The organism is Spirosoma humi, from assembly GCF_054776575.1.
In genome coordinates, this window is record NZ_BAAHBR010000001.1 from 142,712 (window position 1) to 166,320 (window position 23,609).

Annotated in this window: 20 protein-coding genes; 5 read left to right on the plus strand and 15 right to left on the minus strand. The window is 51.3% G+C overall.

What is annotated here, in order from left to right; genetic code table 11:
- Positions 1-50 precede the first annotated feature (50 nt).
- Together ACYU8Y_RS00610 and ACYU8Y_RS00615 are read right to left on the minus strand one after the other, a co-directional pair.
- The gene (locus ACYU8Y_RS00610) at positions 51-3,422 is read right to left on the minus strand and encodes a DEAD/DEAH box helicase (RefSeq protein ID WP_460933127.1); all 3,372 of its coding nucleotides are present in this window, start codon (positions 3,420-3,422) and stop codon (positions 51-53) included.
- Positions 3,419-4,654, minus strand: a complete 1,236-nt coding sequence (locus tag ACYU8Y_RS00615; protein WP_460933129.1) for a multidrug effflux MFS transporter — start codon at positions 4,652-4,654, stop codon at positions 3,419-3,421. The genes ACYU8Y_RS00610 and ACYU8Y_RS00615 overlap by 4 nt, the downstream gene beginning before the upstream one ends.
- Positions 4,655-5,009: 355 nt before the next feature.
- Here ACYU8Y_RS00615 and ACYU8Y_RS00620 point away from each other — a divergent pair, with 355 nt between their 5' ends.
- On the plus strand, positions 5,010-6,392 hold the full coding sequence (locus ACYU8Y_RS00620) for a sensor histidine kinase (RefSeq protein ID WP_460933131.1): 1,383 nt from the start codon (positions 5,010-5,012) through the stop codon (positions 6,390-6,392).
- A gap of 41 nt (positions 6,393-6,433) precedes the next feature.
- Here the strand turns inward: ACYU8Y_RS00620 and ACYU8Y_RS00625 are convergent, their stop codons facing one another.
- A complete protein-coding gene (locus ACYU8Y_RS00625) occupies positions 6,434-7,795 on the minus strand; it encodes a M20/M25/M40 family metallo-hydrolase (protein ID WP_460933133.1) in 1,362 nt (453 codons plus the stop codon).
- Positions 7,796-7,939: 144 nt separating this feature from the next.
- Between ACYU8Y_RS00625 and ACYU8Y_RS00630 the strand changes: the two genes are divergently transcribed.
- The gene (locus ACYU8Y_RS00630; RefSeq protein ID WP_460933135.1) at positions 7,940-9,523 is read left to right on the plus strand and encodes an amidase family protein; all 1,584 of its coding nucleotides are present in this window, start codon (positions 7,940-7,942) and stop codon (positions 9,521-9,523) included.
- A 79-nt stretch (positions 9,524-9,602) separates the two neighbouring features.
- On the opposite strand, the gene ACYU8Y_RS00635 is transcribed toward ACYU8Y_RS00630, so the two are convergent.
- From ACYU8Y_RS00635 to ACYU8Y_RS00670, 8 genes are all read right to left on the minus strand, one after another.
- Positions 9,603-10,241, minus strand: a complete 639-nt coding sequence (locus tag ACYU8Y_RS00635; RefSeq protein WP_460933137.1) for a YciE/YciF ferroxidase family protein — start codon at positions 10,239-10,241, stop codon at positions 9,603-9,605.
- Between the two features lie 212 nt (positions 10,242-10,453).
- Positions 10,454-12,196, minus strand: a complete 1,743-nt coding sequence (ggt, locus tag ACYU8Y_RS00640; protein WP_460933139.1) for a gamma-glutamyltransferase — start codon at positions 12,194-12,196, stop codon at positions 10,454-10,456.
- Between the two features lie 239 nt (positions 12,197-12,435).
- Positions 12,436-13,134 (minus strand): DUF4097 family beta strand repeat-containing protein, encoded by a 699-nt coding sequence (locus ACYU8Y_RS00645; protein WP_460933141.1) that lies wholly within the window; start codon positions 13,132-13,134, stop codon positions 12,436-12,438.
- 24 nt (positions 13,135-13,158) lie between these two features.
- Positions 13,159-13,938, minus strand: a complete 780-nt coding sequence (locus tag ACYU8Y_RS00650; protein ID WP_460933143.1) for a DUF4097 family beta strand repeat-containing protein — start codon at positions 13,936-13,938, stop codon at positions 13,159-13,161.
- A gap of 111 nt (positions 13,939-14,049) precedes the next feature.
- Positions 14,050-14,829 carry a HEAT repeat domain-containing protein gene (locus ACYU8Y_RS00655; RefSeq protein ID WP_460933145.1) on the minus strand — a complete coding sequence of 260 codons (780 nt, stop codon included), beginning with the start codon at positions 14,827-14,829 and terminating at the stop codon, positions 14,050-14,052.
- Entirely contained in the window at positions 14,813-15,331 is a 519-nt protein-coding gene (locus ACYU8Y_RS00660; RefSeq protein WP_460933147.1) for an RNA polymerase sigma factor, read from the minus strand. Before ACYU8Y_RS00660 ends, ACYU8Y_RS00655 begins: the two co-directional genes overlap by 17 nt.
- 255 nt (positions 15,332-15,586) lie before the next feature.
- Positions 15,587-16,735, minus strand: coding sequence for a glycoside hydrolase family 5 protein (locus ACYU8Y_RS00665; RefSeq protein ID WP_460933149.1), 1,149 nt, complete (start codon positions 16,733-16,735; stop codon positions 15,587-15,589).
- Between the two features lie 51 nt (positions 16,736-16,786).
- Positions 16,787-16,966, minus strand: coding sequence for a hypothetical protein (locus ACYU8Y_RS00670; RefSeq protein ID WP_460933151.1), 180 nt, complete (start codon positions 16,964-16,966; stop codon positions 16,787-16,789).
- Here ACYU8Y_RS00670 and ACYU8Y_RS00675 point away from each other — a divergent pair.
- Together ACYU8Y_RS00675 and ACYU8Y_RS00680 are read left to right on the plus strand one after the other, a co-directional pair.
- Positions 16,965-17,828, plus strand: a complete 864-nt coding sequence (locus ACYU8Y_RS00675) for a sugar phosphate isomerase/epimerase family protein (RefSeq protein ID WP_460933153.1) — start codon at positions 16,965-16,967, stop codon at positions 17,826-17,828. The genes ACYU8Y_RS00670 and ACYU8Y_RS00675 overlap by 2 nt on opposite strands.
- Before the next feature lie 239 nt (positions 17,829-18,067).
- Positions 18,068-18,412 (plus strand): DUF4260 domain-containing protein, encoded by a 345-nt coding sequence (locus tag ACYU8Y_RS00680; protein WP_460933154.1) that lies wholly within the window; start codon positions 18,068-18,070, stop codon positions 18,410-18,412.
- A 20-nt stretch (positions 18,413-18,432) separates the two neighbouring features.
- Here the strand turns inward: ACYU8Y_RS00680 and ACYU8Y_RS00685 are convergent, their stop codons facing one another.
- Positions 18,433-19,878, minus strand: coding sequence for an alpha-L-fucosidase (locus ACYU8Y_RS00685; protein WP_460933156.1), 1,446 nt, complete (start codon positions 19,876-19,878; stop codon positions 18,433-18,435).
- Positions 19,879-20,113: 235 nt separating this feature from the next.
- Here ACYU8Y_RS00685 and ACYU8Y_RS00690 point away from each other — a divergent pair, with 235 nt between their 5' ends.
- Positions 20,114-21,112, plus strand: coding sequence for an NAD(P)H-binding protein (locus ACYU8Y_RS00690; protein ID WP_460933158.1), 999 nt, complete (start codon positions 20,114-20,116; stop codon positions 21,110-21,112).
- 74 nt (positions 21,113-21,186) lie between these two features.
- On the opposite strand, the gene ACYU8Y_RS00695 is transcribed toward ACYU8Y_RS00690, so the two are convergent.
- The 3 genes from ACYU8Y_RS00695 to ACYU8Y_RS00705 are packed head-to-tail and all read right to left on the minus strand — an operon-like array spanning position 21,187 to position 23,549.
- Entirely contained in the window at positions 21,187-22,221 is a 1,035-nt protein-coding gene (locus ACYU8Y_RS00695) for an AraC family transcriptional regulator (RefSeq protein WP_460933160.1), read from the minus strand.
- Positions 22,222-22,803: a Uma2 family endonuclease gene (locus ACYU8Y_RS00700; protein WP_460933162.1), complete on the minus strand. Its 582-nt coding sequence runs from the start codon at positions 22,801-22,803 to the stop codon at positions 22,222-22,224. It lies immediately after the preceding gene.
- Entirely contained in the window at positions 22,800-23,549 is a 750-nt protein-coding gene (locus ACYU8Y_RS00705) for a helical backbone metal receptor (protein ID WP_460933164.1), read from the minus strand. The genes ACYU8Y_RS00700 and ACYU8Y_RS00705 overlap by 4 nt, the downstream gene beginning before the upstream one ends.
- Between the last annotated feature and the right edge of the window lie 60 nt (positions 23,550-23,609).

Genomic DNA, 23,609 nt, shown 5'->3' on the forward strand with positions numbered 1-23,609 from the left:
AAAACAAAAACAAGGCGCTGGTTGCCCTTGGCTATGTATTCTGTCAGCGCTCACTGGAGCAATGCCAGTAAGTCGGTTTTTGTGAGTGATTTTAAGATAGCGGTGTCCGTTTTGACCAAGTTATCTGCCAGTTCTCGTTTCGCTTCCTGAAGCTCCAGAATCTTTTCCTCGATGGTGTTTGGGCATATCAGCCGAACGGCCACCACATTTTTCCTCTGGCCAATCCGGTAACTTCGGTCGATGGCCTGATTCTCAACGGCCGGGTTCCACCAGGGATCAACCAGATACACATAATCGGCCTGGGTCAGATTCAGGCCCGTGCCCCCCGCTTTCAGGCTGATCAAAAACACGCGAACCGCATTGTCTTCCTGAAACCGAGTCACGCTGGCCGCCCGGTTGGTGGTTTGTCCCGTGAGGTATTCGAAGCCAATCTGTCGAGTTTCCAACTCGGTTCGAATCAGGTCGAGCATAGACACGAATTGTGAGAAAACCAGGATTTTATGGTTCGGGGATTTATTCTCGATCTGTTCGAGAAGCCTATCGATCTTCGCCGACGAATCGCCATAGAATTCCTCGTCGTTGAGCAGCGCCGGGCTGTTGCAGATCTGGCGGAGCTTGGTCAGGCCCTGCAGGACGTGTAAACGCGCCCGGGGAATATCCCCTTCTTTGGTTGTTAACAAAAAATTACGAAACTCCTGTTCGTAGGCATCATACACCCGGCGTTGTTCCATGCCCATTTCGCAATGCAGAATCATTTCCGTTTTGTCGGGAAGCTCCGTGGCTACCTGAGCTTTGGTTCGACGGAGGATGAACGGTTTGATTTTGGCCTGTAGTTCGCGGGCTCGCTGCCGGTCATCGAACTTGTCGATAGGGGTTGAGTAGTGCGCTTTGAAATGGTTGTAGCTGCCCAACAGCCCCGGACAGGCGAAGGAAAGCTGCCCGTAGAGGTCAAAGGTATGATTTTCGATAGGCGTGCCGGTCAGCACAATCCGGTTGCGGGATTGCAGCAGTCGGGCTGCCTGGTAGCGCTGCGATTCCGGATTCTTGATAGCCTGTGATTCATCCAGAAAGATGTAGTTGAATGAATACTCTTTCAGAAAGCGGATTTCGGATAGAAGGGTGCCATAGGATGTAAGGATGATTTCGTATTGATCAAATGCCTTCTTTTTCAGGCTGCGGTTCGCTCCATAAAAGGTCTGAATCCTGAGGTCGGGCGCAAACCTGGCTACTTCGGCCTGCCAGTTGAACAGCAGGGACGTTGGTACAACAATCAGGTTGGTATTGGGCCGGTTTTTAGTTCGCTGCAACAGAATGAAGGCGATAATCTGGATTGTTTTCCCTAATCCCATGTCATCGGCCAGGCACCCGCCCAGTTCGAATTCATCCAGGAAGTTTAACCAGTTCAAGCCTTCTTTCTGGTAATTCCGGAGCGAGGCCCGTAACCCGTCTGGCACGGCAACCGGACGAATCGACTGGAAATCATTGAAATTGCGGGTGAACAACGCTAACTGGTCTTTCACATCGTTCATCAGTTCCTCTTCGGCGTACAGTTCCTGAATACTGGCGAAATTGACCTTCGGGGTTCGAATGCGGTCATCAACGACCTCGCCAGCCTGCATGTAGGCGTTGAAACGAACAAGCCACTCGGCGGGCAAAATGCCCAGTGTTCCGTCGTCGAGCGCGACAAACCGGCTCTTGTTTTTTAGTGCTTTGTGCAGGTGCTTCAGCGAAACCTGCTGCTTGCCGTAAGTTAACCCCAGCGACGTTTCGAACCAGTTCAGGCCACTGCTAACCGTAACCGAAACCTTTGCTTTGTGCGGATTAAGCCTATTGTTTTTGATTGTGTTGAAGCCGAGAAGGCGAATGCCCTGGTTATGCCAGGCGTCGAAAGCGGGCAAAAACCAATGCTCATCCAACAGGTATTTTTTATGGAGGTAGAAACAGGATTGGTGTAGCTGATCGTAAAAATCCGGGTGCTGATTCAGTACGGCCATCGTGAACTGAATTTCAGCTTGCTCGTCGCGCGGTACCAGAAACGACTTTCCTTTGCTGTCGACCGACTGTATCTGGCGTTTCGACAGGACCGGTACCTCAACATGACCATATTTGATGACGGGCGTAATCAGGACGTAATTTTCGGAATCGGACAGGTAAAGGATGCGCTCGCGTTCCTGCGTAAATCCGTTCTCCGCTAGTTGCGCGGGCGTCGCCGGTTTCAGGTAGGCGTAATCGATGGGCACTTGATCGTCAAGTTTGGCCAAAATCGTTTGCCGAAATTCCTCGTATTTCGACTGGTGAATGACAAGGATATTGTTCTTCTTGTTGAAAAACTGAACGACGCGCAGATGAGCCGGATGATCGATTAGATACAGTATATCGTCAAGCAGGATAAAATAATCGTACTTGACGGTTAGTTTGTGGAGCTCATACGACGTGCCATTGATCGTTAATGAGCCCCGAATTTCATAGAAGCTATCGACAAGCCGAACGGTTAAGCGAGGAGCCGTTTTCAGAATTTCCAGCTTTACCGGAACAAGCGAGTGGGCGGTTATATTCTCCGAAACACGGCCCGAATGGTAGAAAACGGACAGTTTCAACGGGTTCTGAGCAATCAGTCGTAAGCTTCCTAGGTCGGTGTCTTCTTTCTTTGACCGGTGATGGTTCTGGAACTTGGCTACGGCCGAATAGAACTTCACATCGGCCAGGCTGTCGGTTCCTGCCAATAAATCGAAAGGCTGGACGGCAGTCAGGGGGTTTTTTATGTTACCATTCCGGGCCGTGGTGGCTTCAAAAAGCTCCAGACAAAAGTGATCGTAGTAGCGGTGCTTTGTAAAAACCAGAATCCGTTTGAGGTTCGGCGGAACTTCCGTGAAAGGTGGTAACGGATGGGCTGACTTGGGCAACAGCGTTGCTGTCAGGTAATCTTTATCGGCCTGCGCCAGCCGTAAAAGTTCAGATCGCCTGGGCCGTATGGTAATCGTCTTGTGATCAATCGCTACCTGAAAAAAGGCATCCACCGAGTGCTCCTCGTCAAGCCCATACTCTTTGGCAACGGGCTTGATTGCTTCCCGACGCTGAACCTCATCAAAAAAAATACGCAGTTCGGGGCGTCGGACGATGGCGGCTAGCACCTGTACCTGGTGCCTGCACAACTTATCTTTAGGCTCGCTGCACATACAGGCAACGTGCAACGATTCGTCCGTTTGCCGGACCACCACGAGGGGAAAGTTCTCCGCATGCGATAGGCTGGTAAATGAGCCCTGATTCAGGTCAATGACCTGCGGTAGAATGTCTTCATACGCTTCAGCCGATGAAACGAATCCGCCACTGTGTCTGGCTAATAGGCTGTTGGTCAGCGTCGAAATTGTGACGGCTTCCAGCCGGTAGTCAACGGCTTCAAGGGGAGGATTCGGCTCATTCATAACATAGCTTCAGTCAGTTGCTCATCCATCATGGATGGCCTGCTTTGGTAGCGAATGACGCGCTCACTGACCAACAGGATAAGCAGGCCCACAATCGCGCAGGTTGTCATCATACCGACCATAGGCATGGCCGTATTGTTATGCAACAGACTAACGGAGGCCGAAATGATGGAGCCAAAGCCCATTCGGAAACTACCCATCAGGGCCGCAGCGCTGCCCGCATGCCGGGTAAAAGGAGCCAACGACAGGGCCGAGGCATTGGGATTTGTTAGCCCCTGGCCGCCCAGAAACAGAAAAAGCATCCCAATAAGGCCATATTGCCCATACCAGCCCGCCCAGGTACCCACGACCAATAGCAGGCCCACGACCGACTGGTAGATCAGCGTGGTCAGAATGATTTGCTGATTGGTAAATCGTTTCAGCAGAAACTGATTCAGTTGCGTAGGAGCGATCAGGGCGATAGCCAGAAACGCGAAGATCCAGCCGTACTCCTGCGCGCTTACATGGTAGCTATTCATGAACACGTCGGATGAGCCCGCCAGATACGCAAAGGGAGCGGCCGTAGCAATGCCACCAACGAGCGCATAGGTCAGGAACTGAGGCTGTTTTAAAACCGTAAAAAAACTGCCTAGTACAGCCTTCGGATGCAATGACAGAGCAGGGTCGGGGAGCCGGCCAGCTGGTAAGACAAAATATACGCCAATGAGAATGAGCGCTGTTATGGCCGCCAGAATAATAAAAATGGAATGCCAGCCAAAGGCCACCGACGCATAACCGCCAACGGTTGGCGCAATCATGGGCGAAACCGCAATGACCAGCGTAAGCAGCGAAAAGACCTGGGCAATCTGGGAGACAGGAAACAAATCGCGCACCAGGGCCTGAGCCGCAACCAGCCCAACACAACCACCCAGCGCCTGTAGAAGCCGCATTGCGATAAGTGTGTGAATAGAGGTGCTCAGGGCACAACCCACCGAAGCCACTATGTACAGACTCAAACCCACATACAGCGGCAGCTTCCGGCCAAACCGATCCAGCAAGGGGCCATAGAGCAGTTGCCCCACCGAAATACCGATCAGATAGGCGGTCAACGACAATTGGACCTGCGAAATCGACGTGTGCAGGTCGCTGGCAATCGCCGGAAAACCCGGCAGGTACATATCAATAGAAAACGGACTGACGGTAGAGAGAGTCCCTAAAATCAGGATAATAACAAAATGCTGTCGGCGAGTCATAAACTCAGAATGAGGTACTTCTTTATAGACGTACCAGCGTAACCGATTGTTCCCTGTAACCCTGCGAATTGCGGGAAGGCGTTGGTGTGGATAGTTTTTCAACGAGATTGGCCTGCGAACGAGCGCGTTTAGACTACCAGCCTCTTTAACAGGAACTCCTGGTGAGTAGATCGCTGGAAATCAGGCCAACTCACTCAATCAAAATGGCGTGAATACCCCATCGTTTGACATATTTTGGTGTCGTATGAACAAACCGGTAGGTAAGTTGCTTATAGACTAATCAGATGATTACTGTAGGCTATAGAAACAAAGTGGGCATACACTAGTTACTACCAATATTAGATTAGATTACATTATGGGTAACCCGCCCACCCCGATCGAGGAAGGTAGTCGGTTAGCAACCTTGAGAAGTTACGATATACTCGATTCCCTTCCTGAAGCTGATTACGATGACATTACACAAATAGCCGCGGCTATTTGTCAAACACCAATCTCCCTAATCAGTCTCGTTGACGACAAAAGACAGTGGTTTAAGTCGGCGCGTGGGCTGGATAAGCAAGAGACTCCACGCGAGTTTGCCTTTTGCGCACATAACATCATTGACCCAAGTACAGCCCTGATCGTTGAAGATTCGCGTCAGGATGTTCGTTTTGCTGACAATCCGCTGGTGACGGGGGATCCCCATATCGTTTTTTACGCCGGAATGCCCTTGGTCGATCCAAGTGGTCACGCACTGGGCTCCCTGTGTGTTATCGACAGAAAGGTCAGAACGCTGGATCAGACGCAATTGGATGCCTTGAAGGTGTTGGCGCAGCAGGTTGTGAAACTGCTCGAATTACGAAAAGCGAATGCGGCTTTGCAAAAGAGCGAGGAGCGTTATCGAACGCTTTCGTCTGAATTAGACCTGCAGGTGCGACACCGAACAAAAGAACTAACCATGGCCAACGAATCGCTTAGTGAAGCGAATGCGTTGCTGAGTCGGTCCAACGAGAACTTACAGCAGTTTGCCTACGTAGCCAGCCACGATTTACAGGAGCCTCTCCGTAAAATTCAACAGTTCGGCGATTTATTGAAGAGTCAGTTTACGTCGGCCTCGGAGCAGGAACGACTCTACGTAGATCGAATGCAGTCGGCCGCCAGCCGAATGTCAACCCTGATCCGGGATTTGCTGAGTCTGTCCCGCATATCGACCCGGCGCGATGCGCGCGTTGCTATCTCACTTAACGAAACCGTCAGTATGGCCCTGCTCGATCTGGACCTGGTGATTCAGGAAACCGGCGCAACTGTGGACGTCGGGGCATTACCGACTTTCGCTGGCGATCATGCCCAGCTAAGGCGGCTTTTTCAGAATTTAGTGAGCAATGCGTTGAAATTTCGCCGGGTGGATGAATCGGGCATTCCGATTGTCCCCCAAATTCAGATAAACGCTCAACTCATCCGGGATACTGATTTGCCTCCTGCGGTGAAACCTGCTCGAACGGCTTCGGCTTACCATCGCATCGATGTGGTGGATAATGGCATTGGCTTCGATGAAAAATACCTGGATCGTATTTTTCAGGTTTTTCAGCGGCTTCATGGTCGGCGTGAATATGCCGGCACCGGCATTGGTCTGGCTATTTGCGAGAAAATAGCGGCTAACCACGAGGGGATAGTCTGGGCGAGTAGCCAGCTTGGTCTAGGATCTACCTTCTTCGTGTATTTACCCGTTCAACAACCGGAAAGCCTGGCGGCTGTTTGACTGAATCAACTGTGAGCCAGTCGATTCAGTCAAACAGTTCTTTACCGTCGGGCACCCGATTTCGCCCCGGCTCCTGTAACGCCTTTGTCCAGTCCGGCTTCGGCTAGTAGCAGCAGCAGAATCCGCTGCATACCCAGATATCCTTTGTCGTTCAGCCACCATTCGTTCAACGAATGTTCTCCTCCACCAATGCCTCCGCTACCGATGGTTACGGCCGGAATACCCAGTGCAATAGGTGTGTTGGCATTTGTGGACGCTACTTCCAATTGAGGAGTTACGTTCATGTAGGACGCTACGGCCATGGCCCGCTGCACGATGGCCGCTGTCTGCTCCGTTTTTCCCGATGGCCGGTCGCCAATTTTTTTAACGTCGACGGTGAGGTCAGGACCTTGCCGTTTCATTCCGTTTTCTTCCGTCAACGCGCGCTGAACCGCCGTCTGCAGTAGCTGGTCCACTTCATTGAGTTTCTCGGGACTTTCGGAACGCATATCTATTTCCATCCACGATTCGTAGGGAATGGCATTCACGGAGGTGCCGCCACCAACAACGCTGACGCTATAGGTGGTTTTCACGCCCTGTCGCGTAACCTTATCTGCCTCCGTTGTGAAGTAATGAATGGCTTTGCCTAAAGCCCCGTGCGGATTGACAATGCCGAACGAGCCATACGAGTGCCCACCGGGCCCTTTGAACGTGATTCGATAGCGATGCGAGCCCAGACCCCGATGAACAATTGTCTGAATACCATCGCCGTCAACGGCGATGTACGAATCGACTTTCTGGCTTCCTTTCCGTAGTAAATGTTTAACACCACGAAGGTCGCCCAAGCCTTCCTCACCCACGGCACCCACAAATAACACATCGGCATCGGTTTCAATAGATGCTTTCTCCATGCCTTTCAAAACGGCCAGAATGGCGGTCAGCCCGCGGGTGTCATCGCCGATACCCGGTGCGTAGAGCGTATCGCCTTTATACTTAACCTTTACATCTGTGCCCTCCGGGAAAACGGTATCTAAGTGTGATTCGACCACAACTGTTCGCTTGCCGGAGCGTCCTTTCCGTTTGGCGATCACATTACTTACTTCGTCGATCCAGACGGAATCGGCGCCCGCTTCTTTTAGCATGGCGGCATATTTCTTGGCCCGTACCCCTTCCTTAAATGGGGGAGACGGCGTTTCGGTCAGATTCAGGTGATCCTGTTTCGTTTGCGGTTCCAGATCGATGAAAATCTGAAACGCTTTTTTCACGGCGGGCTGGTCGCCCAGCGCTTTTACCTCGTCAATGTATCGTTTGTCAACTCCGGCAACTGTCGGGTTTTTTTTGCTGATTTGTTGAGCTATCAGGGGGAGGGTAGTGGAGTAAGCGGCTACAAAAGCCAGCGTGAGTAAAGTACGATTTCGCTTCATGAGGTGAGCGTAAGGGATAAAACGTGCTAAAAGAGATATGAAATTATATTATTCGTAGTCGTTATGATTTTATTTGGCATAAGTAGTTATTATTATGAAAAATAATCATCGTAACGAGGGTAAAGTTATCCTTTATTTGGCTAAATGAAGAAATACTTACTTTGTCTTTTTGCTGTTTATGCAGCAGCTGTTGCCCCATGTGGAGCCCAGGCATTTAAAGCTAAACACCTGCAGGAAGCAACCATTGCCAGCTTGCACGAAGCCATGCAGGCGGGTAAAGTAACCGCCGAGCAACTGGTTCAACTGTATCTGGACCGGATTGAGGCTTATGATAAACAGGGGCCGTACCTAAACGCCATCATTATGGTGAATCCCAAGGCGCTGACCGAAGCCCGACGACTCGACTCGCTTTACAAAGCAACCGGGAAACTGGTGGGGCCGCTGCATGGCATTCCCATTATTGTGAAAGACAATTACGATACCTACGACATGCCGACCACCAATGGGACACTGGCTATGAAGAAGTCGATTCCGCCCGACGATGCCTTTGTCATCAAACGAATTCGAGAAGCAGGAGCGATCATTATTGCCAAGTCGAACCTGGCCGAGTTTGCCATGTCGGGGCAGTTTTCGGTCAGCTCCATTTTGCCTGGATATTCGCGGAATCCTTACGATACCAAGCGCACAACGGCGGGATCGAGTGGGGGAACGGCAGCCGCCGTGACCGCTAATTTTGGCACCATCGGTCTGGGTACCGATACCGGAAGCTCTATTCGTGGGCCAGCCTCCCACCAAAGCCTGGTTGGATTCCGCCCAACATTGGGTCTGGTTAGCCGGGACGGAATTGCTCCGCTGGCGATGACCAACGACACCGGCGGGCCAATTTGCCGAACGGTCGAAGACGCGGTTCGCGTGCTCGATGTGATTGTGGGCTACGATAAAGCCGATACCGTGACCAGGCAAAGTCAGGGTAAGATTCCCCCGACGTACCGGCAGTTTCTGGATAAAAATGGGCTGAAAGGCGCTCGTATCGGTGTATTTCGGCAGATGATTATGCCCAAAAATTCAGATCCACAGGTGTACGCCCTGTTCAACAAGGCATTGGATGAGCTTCGGGCTGCTGGCGCTATTGTGATCGACTCGGTGCGCGTGCCTGAGCTGGATACGATCAACAAATCGTTCGATACCATCCCACAGTTACGGCGCGATTTTAATCTATACTTGGCTAACCTGGGGCCTAATGCTCCGCATAAAACACTGGCGTCCATCATTAAATCGAAGCAGTTTCACCCTTATCTCGAGAAATCATTGCTCGATGCCCAGGCCGACACCCTGGCACCCGAAGCCCATAAAGGGTGGGGGAAGAACCTAGCCTTACGCGAACGGCTACGTCAACTGTTGCTGCGTGCGATGGATTCGTCGCAGGTCGATGTGCTGGTGTATCCATCGTTTAGCTATCCGCCCCGGCTGATCGGAGATTTGAATACACCGTCTGGCACGAACAACAATGCCTTGTCGCCACCAACGGGATTTCCCGCTTTTTCGGTACCGATGGGCTTTACCTACGGTAGCCTGCCTGCCGGTTTGCAGTTCTTCGGCCGACCCTATAGCGAACCAACCCTCATCAAGTTAGTGTACGCCTATGAACAGGCGACACACCATCGACAACCACCCGAAAGCACACCAATTCTTTCGAAGAAAAAGCATAGAAACGGGACAATTCAGTAGCAGCGCTTTTATACAGATATGAAACCAGAAGAGCCCGGTTATGACCGGGCTCTTCTGGTTTCAAACCATACTTCTTCGTTTACACGCCAAGTGGCCCACCCAACGTAACGTTTGAGTCAGTACTGTGCCCTACGTGGCGGCTCTCATGATGGCTGCCGGGGTGCCTCTCTTCTTCCTCCTTCGACCGTGTGTTGACGAATGACTCGGCCAGAATTGTCAGCTTTTTGTCGGTTTCTTTTTCTTCTTCCAGCGTTTTGGCCAGCAACTCGGTCGATTGGTTGAAGTCGAGCATTTTGGCTAACGTAAGTAGAGAGCCATAAGCAGCAATTTCGTAATGCTCAATCTTCTGAGCCGCAATGATGAGCGCGGCATCCCGCGTCAGCGAGCCCGATTCCGTGTCCGTTACCACGCGCTTGGCATCACTGATAAGTCCGTCGATAGCGTCGGCTGTGCGCGTTTCGGTTTTGATACCAATAATTTTAAATATTTCTTCCAATCGCTCTACCTGAAGGCGACTTTGTTCCTGATGCGCTAGAAAAGCAGTACCTACTTCGTCCGTTGTGCTGGCTTCGGCCTGGTCGCCGAGGGCATCGACGGCCCGCTTTTCACTGTAATAAACGCTTTTCAATTCGCTGATAAACAAGTCTCGTAACCCTTCGTCGGTGGTAGAGTCGTTGCCACTAAAAAAACTCGCGATCCTATCTGCAAGAGCTGCCATAACGTTTAATTGAGTTAATGTAAATTGCTTATTAAACGAATTAATGGCTAAATCTATGCCACAATTAACCAAGCTGACGCCATTAAATTTGTTACTTACTAAATGGTAGCCCTTTCTATAGGATTCTCAAAGGAAGCCAGCCTATAGTTTCTCATTATTTATTACCTGTCAGATGGCTCCCAGCCATCCCATTTTGGTGATGAAGTGCGTGTTCAGTAGCCAGCCGCCTGTCCATCTTTCCGCATTTCGCTGGCACCCCGGTAAATTCGATTGATAGTATCCCACTGAATAGCCTGATACCCACCAAAGAAATCTGTGGAAGCCAACTGATGCCCCCGTTTTTCCAGATCGAGCCGGACTTGTGGCGAAATACCACTTTCCAGGGCCAGTCGGCCACCATCGGTCATGAGCGTGCCAATGGGTTCGCTACTGCCCGAGTGACTAAACCTGGCTGCATCACCCGCTTCCTGCACATTCATGCCAAAGTCGATGATGTTGCAAAGCACCTGTAAGTGCCCCTGAGGTTGCATTGCCCCGCCCATAACCCCAAAACTGAGGAATGGCTCCCCATTTTTAGTGACAAAACCGGGAATGATGGTGGAGAAGGGGCGTTTGCCGGGTGCGTAGACATTGGCATGACTCGGCTGCATATTGAAGCTGGTGCCCCGATTGTGAAAGACAAAACCCAGCCCGTCGGGCACCATGCCGCTTCCAAATTCCAGCATGTTGCTCTGGATGAGCGACACCATGTTGCCCTGGTCGTCGGCTACGGTCAGGTAGACGGTGTCGCCAGCCCGCAGGGCCGGGTCTCCTGCATCGAGTCGGCTGGATGCTTTCTGAAGATCAATCAATTTCCGGCGGCTAGCGGCATACTCTTTGGTGAGTAACCAATTGATGGACGGTTTGGCAAAATCGGGGTCGGCATAATATTTGGCACGGTCTTCAAAGGCCAGCTTCTTGGCTTCGACGAGCAGGTGTAAATAATCGGCACTATTATGGCCCATCCGTTTCAGGTCGTAGCCTTCCACTAGGTTGAGCATTTGCAGAACGGCAATTCCTTGCCCATTTGGGGGCAATTCATGGACATCATATCCACGGTAATTTGTCGAGATGGGATCAATCCAGGTACTCTGGTGAGCGGCCAAATCGGCTTTTCGGAGGTAGATGCCGGTCCGACGCGCGTAGCGATCCATGGCATCGGCTACGGCTCCTTTATAAAAAACATCCCGCCCTCCTATCGCTATTTTTTCGTAGGTATCGGCCAGGTCTGGATTCCGGAAAATCTGTCCCTCCATGGGCGCTTTGCCGTTTAGTAGAAACGTACGGCGAAAATTGTCAAGTTCCCGAATGATGGATTCACTGGCGGCTAACCGGGCAGCGGCTACCTGCCACGAGTAGGCAATCACCTGGGGAACGGGTACGCCTTCGCGGGCGTATCGGATGCTTGGCGCCAGCAGGGTACGCATGGGCAGCTTGCCAAAACGCTGGTGTAGGGTAAACCAGCCATCCACCGCCCCCGGCACCGACACCGATAGCGGGCCGTAGAGTGGAATCGTCGGTTGTTTTCCCAATACGGTCTTTAGCGCATCGTATGTCAACCCTTTTGGCGAGCGGCCGCTGGCGTTCAGGCCATGTAATTTGTGCTCTTTGGCCGACCAGACAATGGCAAATAAGTCGCCACCAATGCCGCCATTATTCGGTTCGATAACGCCAAGGGCTGCGTTGGCCGCAATCGCGGCATCGACGGCCGTTCCGCCCTGTTTGAGAATATCCAGTGCAATCTGCGTGGCCAGTGGATGGCTGGTAGCCGCCATTCCATGACGAGCCAGTACAGGGCTTCGTGTGGCAAAGTTGGGGCCTGTGATCCGATCACCTTTATCCGTCGGTTGCCCGTAGAGGTAAGGTGTAATAAGCAGCAGTAGGCCTAAACAATAAGGAATACCAGGGAAATTCATACGGGGAAGGCTATTGAGTGAGCCGGTTTACGAGACGTTAGCTACTAAAAGCCGGTTGGAGAACATGTCTAACCAACTAGCGTGAATTTGTCTGAGCAAACGCAGTCTATGGTACAGACTCTTGACTGAGCCGTGAGGACACGGACCAGTTGATGAGTAATGAATCCGTACTTCACAAACGAACAGGAGGGTTGTGTGTGCACACAACCCTCCTGTTCGGAAAATAGCTTTTATGGCGGTTAATCGTTCTCCCGCAGGTAAACGTTGTTGCTGATTGACTCCAGCCGAACGGTCGGTCCTCCTCCGTTTAGCGTTCCTTCGAGCAGGTAGCCTACAATGGGGTTTTTCTCTTTCTTATTCTTAAAATCGATGGACAGGTTAGAGTAAACTTCACCCGTAATCGTTTTCATCGTCACATTCGCTCCTTTTGCTTTTGGCCAGCCCATGTCGACATAACCACTGATGGTTTTGGCATATACGGGGGCTGTGGCTCCCCGAATATCAATATTGCCGTTGATGGTTTCGAGTTCCAGTTGGGCCTGCCGGGGCAAAAATACCTGATAGTTGAGTTCGCTGCACAGCGTGTACCGGCTACCATCGCGGCCGCTGTTCCAGGAGTGATGCTGACCAGGACAATCTTCCGGTTTGCCCTGTTTGATCATCTCCTGGTCAAAATCGGTTTTGAGCGACACTTCCCCGGCGGTTGAACCGGTGGTGACCAGCAGCGCGTCATTCAGTTTACCCCCATTGATCGTAACGGAAATGCGTACCATGGCCGTTGGTTTATCCCAGTAGCGCACCCGAATGCTGTCGGCAAATTTCAGGTTGAGATTTACGAGTTGGCCGCTGCTGACGGGCAACGTTTTCTCAATGATTTTCTGCCCGAAGGTGGGGCGGATGAGCAATCCAAGCAGAATCAGAAGCAGACTTTTTTTCATGATCGTGAAGCGGGTAGATGTGAATTACTTTTGTTTCCGGATATAGATGTTGCTGGAAATCGTCTTGAGTTGCATCTCAACACCACCGCCGTTTGTGGTGCCATCGATGTCGTGGCCCCCCCCAACTTTCGACATGCCATCCTTTGCTGTTTTCACGCCCAGGTCAAAATCGGTGTACATCTCCCCATTGATTGATCGGAGCTTCAGATTGGCTTTGGTATTGGCGGGAAGTGTAATATCGACCGGGCCATTGATTGTCGAGATGGCCGTTGGTTTCTCCTGGCTCAAGGTCGAGTAAACTATTTTAACCTCCCCGTTAATCGTATTGGCAACAACGGGCCCGGTCACGTTATGGAGGTCCATGGATGCATTGTTAGTCTTGATCTCCAAGTCGCCGTCCATGTTGGCAATGCTGACGTTCGAGCCCTGCCAGTTTACTTCCTGATACAGCAGCGCCACTTTGCGGGGGAGCTTAATGGTATACTTGATTTGTTTGCGCGTTGCTTTTTCAATTCTCAGACCGCCATTTTCGGGCGTTACGGACAGGCCGATGCCCGAATTGTCGACGTTCGTGTTGTAAATCGGTTTTAACCCTTTGGCGCGTTCGGGTGGGGCCTCGTAGCCCGATGAAGCCAGTATAATAACCTCGTCGCTGTTGTGGCCTTCAATTTTGAGTGAAGCCGCGTCCATCTCGATGGTCACTTTCCGGTCTTTGGCATTTGCTAGTTTGGTTTTGTATTCCTGGGCCTGAAGGGTGGTTAAGCTACACAAGAAGCTGGCGCTCAACAGAAGAATCCTGTTCATGATTTGTTGGTTTGATTAATACATTATGCGTTGTACCAAACGGCTTCCGGCTATTTATGGCGCTAGTTAAGCGAATAGGTTAAGTCAGGCCGCCGGGTACAATGAACTGATTTATGAAGGTGAGTTTTGTGCCCGTTTCAATCGGCTGACGCCTTCTTTTGCCTTAAGCCGCACCACATCGAGCAACTGCTGATTCTGGGCTAGCCGGTTCATTTCAACGACCGCCCGTTTCTCCTTGATGGCGACCAGAATCTCGATAAGCGTTATCTGAATATTGGGGTCTGTCTGAATCTGGAGGGATTGAATGAGCGCATCGCGCACATCGGGCTCGTTCTCGAAGCGAGCCAGGGCCTGGCAGGCTGCCAGGCGCACATTCACGTTGGCATCGAAGTTTAAGGTGTTAATGAGTAGCTGCGTGATGGCCTGATCGGCCTGGCTGAGTTCATAGCTCTGATTAACCGCCTGAATGCGTTCGCTGGCTGAGGTTTTAGGCAGTTGCTCAAACGCCAGCACCTTCTTCATTTCCTGAGCAGGCGCCGAGTCGGCCAGGTTTGTATTGGCCTGATCGGCCCGCCAGTTGTTGTAAACGATGCCCCCGGCGAACCCCAGAATGAGTAGCGTTACACTAGCTGCCAGCCGCAGGCTCCAGCTTGTCAGATTACGAAATTGGCTAGTTTCGGGCGGGTTCAGTTTAGCCGCCAGCTGGTTTGTAAAGGCCAGGGAAGGGTGCTGGTTTCGGGCATCGACGAAGTAGCGAAACGGTTCGGCATGGGTCTCTAGATGCGCCGGTAGGTTATCCTGCTGGAAAAACTGGCGTAACTGTTTTTCTTCATCCAACGACGTTTCTCCCTCGTAATATCGCTCCAGCAGTTTTTCAATGTCCTGCTTCATATTCATTGGTTTTTAGGTAATTATCGCGCAGACGCTGACGAGCCCGCGACAAAATCACGCGAATATTATTGATGCTAAGTCCGGTAACCTGTTCAATCTCATCGAATGAATATTCTTCGACATCGCGCAGGTGAAGAATAAATTTCTGTTGGTCCGGTAAGTCGTTGATCAACCGATGCATAAGCCCGGCACTGTCGGCAAATTCCACTTGCTGGTAAGGCGAAACCGCATCCGTCTGTACCTCCGGTAGGTCGGGTCCGTTGGTGGTTTTCTGTCGGGCATGGGCTTTCAATTTATCCAGGCAAATGTTTTTGGTCATTTGCACCGCCAGCGCTTCAACGCTATGATAGGTATCCAACTGTTGTCGATTCGTCCACAGCCGTAGCAACACATCCTGCAACGTATCCTCGGCTTCTTCGCGGTTGCGTAGAAACAACTGCGCCAGCCGAAAAAGGCGTCCCTGAACAGGCAGTATTCGTTGTTTGAAGGCTTGTAGATCCATTTCAATGACAAAGACGACTGAGTTGACTGAACATTACAGCCTGAATCTACTTATTTCGGAAGATATACGTTGGGTAGTATGTAAGCTATTGATAATCAGAAGAATTTTGTTGCCTCATGCAGGAATAAATATTATAGAAAAAGCGTCTCCCAGTCAGAAGACGCCTTTTTTATTGCGAATCAGTAGAATTAAAGTAGGCCAGCAGGCAAGTGTGTTCTGCAGAATACCCTGACGAGAATCGAATGACAAACAAGTTTATACCTTCCTGATCAAATCTAGCAGTTTCCGGTCTAACTTGTAGCCATGCCAGTCGTCATAGGCTACGTCGGTGCGGCCCGAGTTCAGAATGCCGAAGTCGCCGATAAATTCCCATAAAGCAAACCCGATTCCGTTGGTCGACAGGATGTCCAGGACATCGCCAAACCAGGCCAGAAAAACACCGTGGGGCGTTTTGTTCCAGCAGCCACATTCGCCACAGTGAACGCCTACGCCTTTGTTGACCAACTCGATCCAGGGCTGATAGAAGGTTTCCAGCATGGCCCGACTCAGGTATTTGTCGCCCACTTGCCCCGGCCATTTGGGTTCCGGCAGGTGCTCCGGGTCTTTGTTAGCCCAGGGCGCTTTATAATGAGAAATGATCCCCGGATTGTAGCCGCGGCAGCTTTGCGCAATGTCGAGATCGGCAATGGACGGGATCACGGACGAACCCGTGTCGTTCCCATCGGCAATAATGAGGTGCGTTTTGTTTTCTTTCCAGATGGCTTCGGAAGCGGCCAGCGCCACTTTTCGATAGACCTCGCCCGGCACGCTGCTCCGTTTGGCATGCTGATCGTTCATGTCGGCTCGCATGCTGGGTTCGTTCAGCAGGTCGAAGCTAATTTTTGTTGACGATACGTTTTTATACCGTTTGGCCCACATCGCCCAGTGGAAGCAGAACGCATCAAGGGCCGCCTTGTCGGTCCAGAGGTTATACGGCTCATTAAATCCGGCATTGATGCAGTAACCGGGTGCCCGGTGAAGGTTCAGGCTGACGTGCAGGTTATGCTTGTGGGCCAGCGAAACCAACTGATCGATCCGGTCAACGGCTTGCTGATCAATCTGGTACACTTCATCGGGTGTGATGTTCCGGCTCCGGTCAAACTTGAGATAGTAAGGGTACGCCATGGGGAGCCGTATAAAGTCGAAGCCCCAGTCCTGCATCCATTTCAGGTGATCTTCTGTCGTTGCCCGCCGACTGTTGGCCGGGTCAGGGGAGAAAAAATCGAGTAGGTTGAAGCCTTTCCACTTGGGCAGTTTGTTTTTCGTTACTGCCTGCTGGGGCGACGAAGCCAATAGCTCCGACCCGGCTGTGCTGAGGGCTGCAGTAAGCAAACCTGTGTTCTGAATAAATGTCCGTCGTTGCATGATAAAAAGAGGCTGTCCATGGACCGATCTACTTGTGAATTCGCGCCTAACCTAGTGGGAAGGGGCCGCATTCTGGTAAATGAAAGCCGGGCCTGGGTTGCTGACATGGGCAAAGAGGTGGCCGGAAATGATAAGTAAAATTCGGGGTGTTGTCGTCTTATAAGAGGAGTCCAGCATTTTTTGGGTATACTCAGGAAGAGACCAGGAGTAAAAAGCAAAACCCTTAATCATGAAAAAAACCGTTTTCTCGTTGTGCTTAGCCACAACAATAGCCCTGGGTATGACCGATAGCTTTGCCCAGAAAGGCAAGCCGCTGTATACCTTCCCGATTGGCGTTGAGTCGTATACGTACCGGGCTAGTTTTCCCAAGAGTGTCATTGCTACCTTAGATACCATCAAAGCGCTGGGCATTACCGACATGGAAGGTGGTGCCCCTAAAGGAATGACGGGCGCGGAATTTAAAAAACTGTGTGATGAGCGCGGTATCAAAATTTCGGCTACGGGGTCGGGTTACGAGGATATTGTGAAAAACCCGATGGAGGTGGTCAATAAAGCGAAGGAACTGGGCGCTTCGTTCGTCATGGTCGCCTGGATTCCTCACCAGAAGGCAAATTTCAACCTCGACAATGCCAAAAAAGCCGTCGAGGATTTCAATCGGGTAGGCAAAGTGCTGAAAGAAAACGGGCTGACGTTCTGTTACCACAACCACGGCTACGAGTTTCATCCGTACGAAGATGGCACGCTGTATGATTACATCGTCAAGAATACCAATCCTCAGTACGTCTCCTTCGAAATGGACATCCTATGGGCGCAACACGGTGGCGCTGACCCCGTTGCGTTACTGAGAAAGTACGGGAGTCGCTATAAACTGATGCACCTGAAAGATCTCAAAAAAGGCGTTAAAGGAGATCTCACTGGTGGAACCCCTCCCGAAAACGATGTCACGCTGGGCGATGGTCAGGTAAACATTCCGGAAATTATACGCTTAGCCAAAAAAGCGGGTGTTAAGCACTATTACATTGAAGATGAGAGTAATAAGGAATATGAGCAAATGCCTAAAAGCATAGCCTACCTGAAAAGCCTGAAGGAGTAGATGAATTTCGGCAGTAGGGAAGTCGGTTCTGAGGAACCTTCCGAGTCAGCTTTAAGAAGCTGACTTCATGTAAACGAACTGAGATCCCACACGCTTTCACAACAACGGCCGCTAGTCATGTGATTAGCGGCCGTTGTTTGTTTAGATTTTCGTAATTGGTCACTCGATTTGCATGCTTCGTCAGCGACCAGACGCCCATTGTGTCGGACCTTTGTCATGTACTACTTACAAACAAGCACATGAAAACGCTCTTGAAGTCCGAAGAAGTAATCCAGTTTCTGGCCGCTATTTACCTGTTCTCCCACCTGAATTTTACCTGGTGGTGGTTTCCTGCCCTGATCCTGATTCCCGATGTGAGCATGATTGGCTACCTGATCAATCCGGCCATTGGGGCCGTTCTGTACAACATTGCCCATCATAAAGGCCTGGGTATCGTGATTGGACTACTGGGCTTGATGACAGGCAACCAAGTTCTGATGCTGGCGGGTATCATCCTCTTCGCGCATTCGAGCATGGATCGGATGCTGGGCTACGGGCTGAAGTATACCGATAGTTTCAAACACACAAGCCTGGAAACGCTGTAAGCGATTAATATCCTTCCCAACTACCCAATTTTAAAGACCCAAACCGGTTGCCCGGCTAGTTGCTGACGGACTTTATCGGGAATGACAACGCTAAGCCCGTCCTTCGTTTTGGCCATTTTGAGCGATTGAGCAGCACCCAGAACAGTCACTTTGGCCATTGGAGCAACCGTAAGCGCAGGAAGGGTTACGCTGGCCGGCAGTTGCTTTTCGGCATCTGTCGGTAAGTAGGAAGCATAAACTGCTTTGCCGGTCGAAGTGAAGGCCCATTGTCCTTGCCGATAAGGCGCCAGCGGTTTGGTTCCGTAAATGGACTCCCCATTCACGACTATCCATTTGCCAATTTCCTGCAGGCGCTGGTAGGCTTCCTCGTGCCACTCGCCATCAGGACCGGGGGCGATGTTGAGCAACAGATTGCCATTCTTGGCAACGATGTCCACTAGTGTTTGTACCAGCTTCCGGGCCGATTTGAAGTTTTCTTTGGGAACATACGACCAGCTGTTGCCCATAGTCATGCAGCTTTCCCAGGGAATAGGCATGTAGTGGTCAGGAATTGACTGTTCGGGAGTTACGTAGTTCTCGAATTCGCCCGGCACCGTCCGGTCAACAACCAGCAGGCCCGGCTGATGCCGACGAGCCATACCGGCAATGCGCGCCATGTCTATATCCTGATTATAAGGGATGGTTCGTTGCCAGCTAATGGTCGAGTCGATGCTGCTGAACGGACGAACCCAGCCGCCATCGAGCCATAGAATATCTACTTTTCCGTAATCGCTCATTAGCTCTTCGATCTGGTTGTAAGTAAAATCGCTGAATTTTTTCCAGAGATCGGGGCGTTTTTTTGGGTCGTAGCTCACATTTCGATCTTTCGGAGGGAAATAAGGCCACCAGTAATTTTCGGTATGCCAGTCGGGTTTGGAAAAGTACGTGCCCACCATGAAACCCTGCTGCCGAAAAGCGCCCAGAATCTCTTTCGTTACGTTGCTGCGCGGATTCGAGGAGAAAGGAGTTTTGGCATCGGTAATCTTGTAGTCGGTCTGCTTAGTATCGAACATGCAGAAGCCGTCGTGGTGTTTAGTCGTAAAGACCATGTATTTCATGCCGGCTCCTTTGGCGGCATTGGCCCAGCGTTCGGGGTTGAATTTAACCGGGTTAAACGTTGTCTGAAGGTTTTCGTACGCCTTTTTGTAGTCGTACCAATTGGCCGAATGCGGCCCTTTTCGTTCGCACCAGCCTTCATCTTCCGGACAGAGCGACCACGATTCTACAATACCCCATTCGCTGTAGGTGCCCCAGTGCATCAGCAAACCAAACTTTATATCCTGCCAGTTGTCCAGCTTCTGTTTGACCTGAACATCCTTGGGCCAGATGTACTTATCGTGTTTTTGTTCGGTATGCTGCTGGGCAAGCGCTGGTACTGAACTGGAGATGAGTAGTGTAAAAACAAGGTGAGTAAGCTGTTTTTTCATTGATCGGTTGATTCGTCTATAAGTAGGCCGTTGACAGTCAATAATCGCCTGCCGCCTGGCCAATCCATTTCCTGAAGAAACGAAAAAAAACGCTTGGTTCGGCAAATTCCGGCAAATATGCCCTGGTCGTTGTGTTCAGATTTTCGCGTTTGGTCAGTCGATTTGCGTCGTTCGTCAGCGACCACCCGGCGGATTAGCCGGACTTTTGTTACCTACAAACTGACGTACGAAAGACATGAACGAATTACCAACTACGCTTGTTCTGGGCGCAACCGGCAGCATCGGTTATGCCGTAACGACCAACCTGCTCGCCCACCATCTGCCCGTCACTATTCTGGTTCGCAATCGGGCCAAAGCGGAAGCGTTGTTTCAGCAGCAGGCCGCCCTCACCATTGTTGAAGGCGATGTACAGGATGCCGCCTTGCTGAGCCGCCTATCTGTCGGTAAGGATTTTATCTTTCATGGGATCAATTACCCGTACGACAAGTGGTTCGGGAATATGGACAGGGTAACGAACAACGTGATCGACGCGGCTCGACAGGCCCGTTCGGTGATTATCTTTCCGGGTAATGTCTACAATTTTGGCCTCGTAACGGAACCGATCCGGGAGGATAATCAGCCCAATCCCTGCACTCGAAAAGGGCAATTACGTGTCGAGATCGAAGCCCTGCTGGAGCAAGCTGCCAGCGCGGGTAAATGCCGCGTTATGAATGTTCGGTTGCCGGATTTCTGGGGTCCTAACGTCCTGAACGACGGCATCAGGCCGATTTTCGAAAACGCGCTCAAGGGTAAAGCGCTTCCTTGGATTGTGAACGCCGATATTCCTCATCAATTGGTTTATACACCCGATGCCGCCGAACTTATCGTCCGGCTACTCCTGTGGGAGTGGGACAGACGGTCACAACCGGTAACCGGTTCGTATGAAGTCTGGAATTACGGGGGCACTACCGTATCCTCGATGCGGGCCTGGTTCAATCAGATCAGCTCATTAACGGGACGGCCTGCGAAGGTTCAGGTGTATAGTCGCTTTTTACTGAGTGCCCTGGGCTTCATTATGCCCGTGATGCGCGAAGTCAACGAAATGCTTTATCTCTACGAAAATACGATTGTACTCGATGATCAGAAGGTAAAGTCACTATTTCCCGATTTTCAGCCAACGCCCATGAAGCAGGCGTTAACGGAAACGTTAACCTGGTTTGCCCAGCGCAGTAACGTTGACTTCCGGGCCGCATAGCCGAAGGCTGACGAGTTTCGCCTTGATAACACAATCTTGAATTGGGCGGACTTCCAGTCCGGAAGTCCGCGATACTACGCTTGCGCCTGTCGATAAGCACCCGGTGTCTGACCGGTCCATTTTTTGAAGGAACGAAAAAAGACACTCGGTTCGGCAAATCCCAGCAGAAAAGCGATGTCGGTTGTGCTCATCGTTGGCTCGCGCAAGTGCCCGATGGCAAGCTCTTTACGGGTATCATCGAGCAAGTGCTGGTAGGAGGTGCCGGCCTCTTTCAAATGAAGCTGGAGCGTTCGTACACCCATTGCCAGGCGCTCGGCAACGGCGGCCAGGGTGGGCTCTTCGCCTTTCATGAGGGCGATAATTTCCGATTTCACCCGACTGCTCAGCGACGGTGTTCTGAGTTTGTTGAGAATATCGTTGGCGTGCTTGTCGAACAGGATTGACAGCGTTGGGCTGGCGTTCAGAACCGGCAGATCGAGCAGGCTCGCGTTCAGGATCATGGCTGTCTCCGGCGCGTCGAATAGTAAGTTAGCTGGCGAAAAGACCCGTTCGTGTACCGTTGTATTGACGGGCCTTGGGTAGGCAAACCGAACCTCTGTGGCCTCAACGCGATGCCCGGTCAAGGCGCGCATGGCCGCCAGGTAAATTGACAATTCGGAATTGAGCGCGTGCTGTGGGTAAATAATGTCGGCACTGGTTATTTCGAGCGATAGCATGAACTGCGGCTCCGATGTGGCAGACGGCACCAGTTTGCCGGTTGTCCGGATACCTTCACAGGCGATATCCTGATAGTGACAGAGTTTATCAAACGCCTTTCCCAGCGTGGGACTGTGCATCATCACATAGGCCAGTACCCCAATCGCTACCGGATTTATCAGTTCGCCAAGTCGTAATGCCAGGTCAGGGTCGCCGGTTGCCGCGATTACTTCCCGCCAGAGCGCCTGTATTTGCCGAATCAGTACGCGCCCGTCGGGGTCCCGTCGCTGTTCCGGGCTGATACCCACGGCACGCGCCAGGGCATCCGCGTCGGCTCCCTGCTGCTGGGCTACAAATAAAAGCAAATTGATAGACGCAACGGAAAGGGTGTCGTCGGTTAGCTGTCGAGTCATTTAGGGGAAGATTCGTTCGTAACGAATAGCTAATTCAGGGAAGGTTTGGCTGGGAATATCGCCTGATTCATAAATATCTACCAACGCGTATTCTCCGTTCTCCAGCACATAGACGTGAACGATATTTTCTTTCGGAACAACAATCCAGTACTCCTTCACGCCCGATTGCTCATAGAGTTTATATTTTTCGTTGAAGTCCTTCTTGATTGTGCGGGGCGACGTTATTTCAATGACCCAGCCGGGTGCTCCTAAGCAGCCGCTGTCATCTAATTTAGCCTGATCACAAATGATACAAAGATCGGGTTGGACAACGGTATGCAACTGGTCGGGCTTGCGCTCATTCCGGATCGGTAACCGTACATCGAAGGGGGCTGTGTAGATCTGGCAGCGTTGATCACTTAAATAATTGCTTATATCGACCAACAAATGACTGACAGCCAGTTGATGCGCTCGTCTGGGCGCAGGTGAAATGGGGTACAGTTTCCCTTTAATCAGTTCGACGCTTTCGTCGAACTGCCATTTCAGATAGTCGGCGTATGTATATCTGCCCTTGGGGTCGAGTTGCGAGATGTCGGTGATCATACAGGATCCTGGGCAATTTGATGACGCAAGTTCCTAAAATAGTCGGACGCTCGCAACAACCGGCTACCGTACCACGAAAACACTTCGCCGTCCACCAGCAACACCTGCGCCGATGGGCAAATTTGCTGTAATTCTGCTCTGTGTTTCTCGCCAAAAGGGTAGGGTTCCGACGATAAAAAGAGAAGGTCCGGCTGAGCTTTCTGCAGGTCATCGGGTGTGACTTCCGGATAGCGGGTTTGGTCGGCAAACGCGTTCGAAAAGCCAGCTACCGTCAGCATGGCATCGATAAACGTGTCGCTTGCGGCTACCATATACGGGTTTCGCCAGATCAGGTAGGCAACGTTTGGCCGGGATACCGCGTATACGGGAGCAAAATCCCGCTCGATTCGGGTAGCCATCGCTTCCGATTCCCGGCTTTTGCCAACGAGTGAACCCACCTCCCGAATCATACGCAAGGCATCAGGCAGGGTCGTCATGTCCGTGACATGAACAGGATACTGATGCTGAAGTTCCTCGACCTGTTCGCGGGTGTTTTCTTCCTTATTGGCAATGATCAGATCAGGGGCAAGTTCCCGAATCCGGTCCAGCCTGAGGGTCTTGGTGCCGCCAATAAGTGCCTTCTGTTTTACTTTATCGGCTGGGTGAATACAGAACTTTGTGACACCCACAATTTCCTGATCCAACCCAAGGTCGAAGAGCAATTCGGTTTGCGAGGGCACCAGCGAAATAATACGTTTGGGATGCATAGACGGACATTCAGCCAGCAAAAAAGGCGACTCAGACCCTATTTAACAACCTTTAAGAAA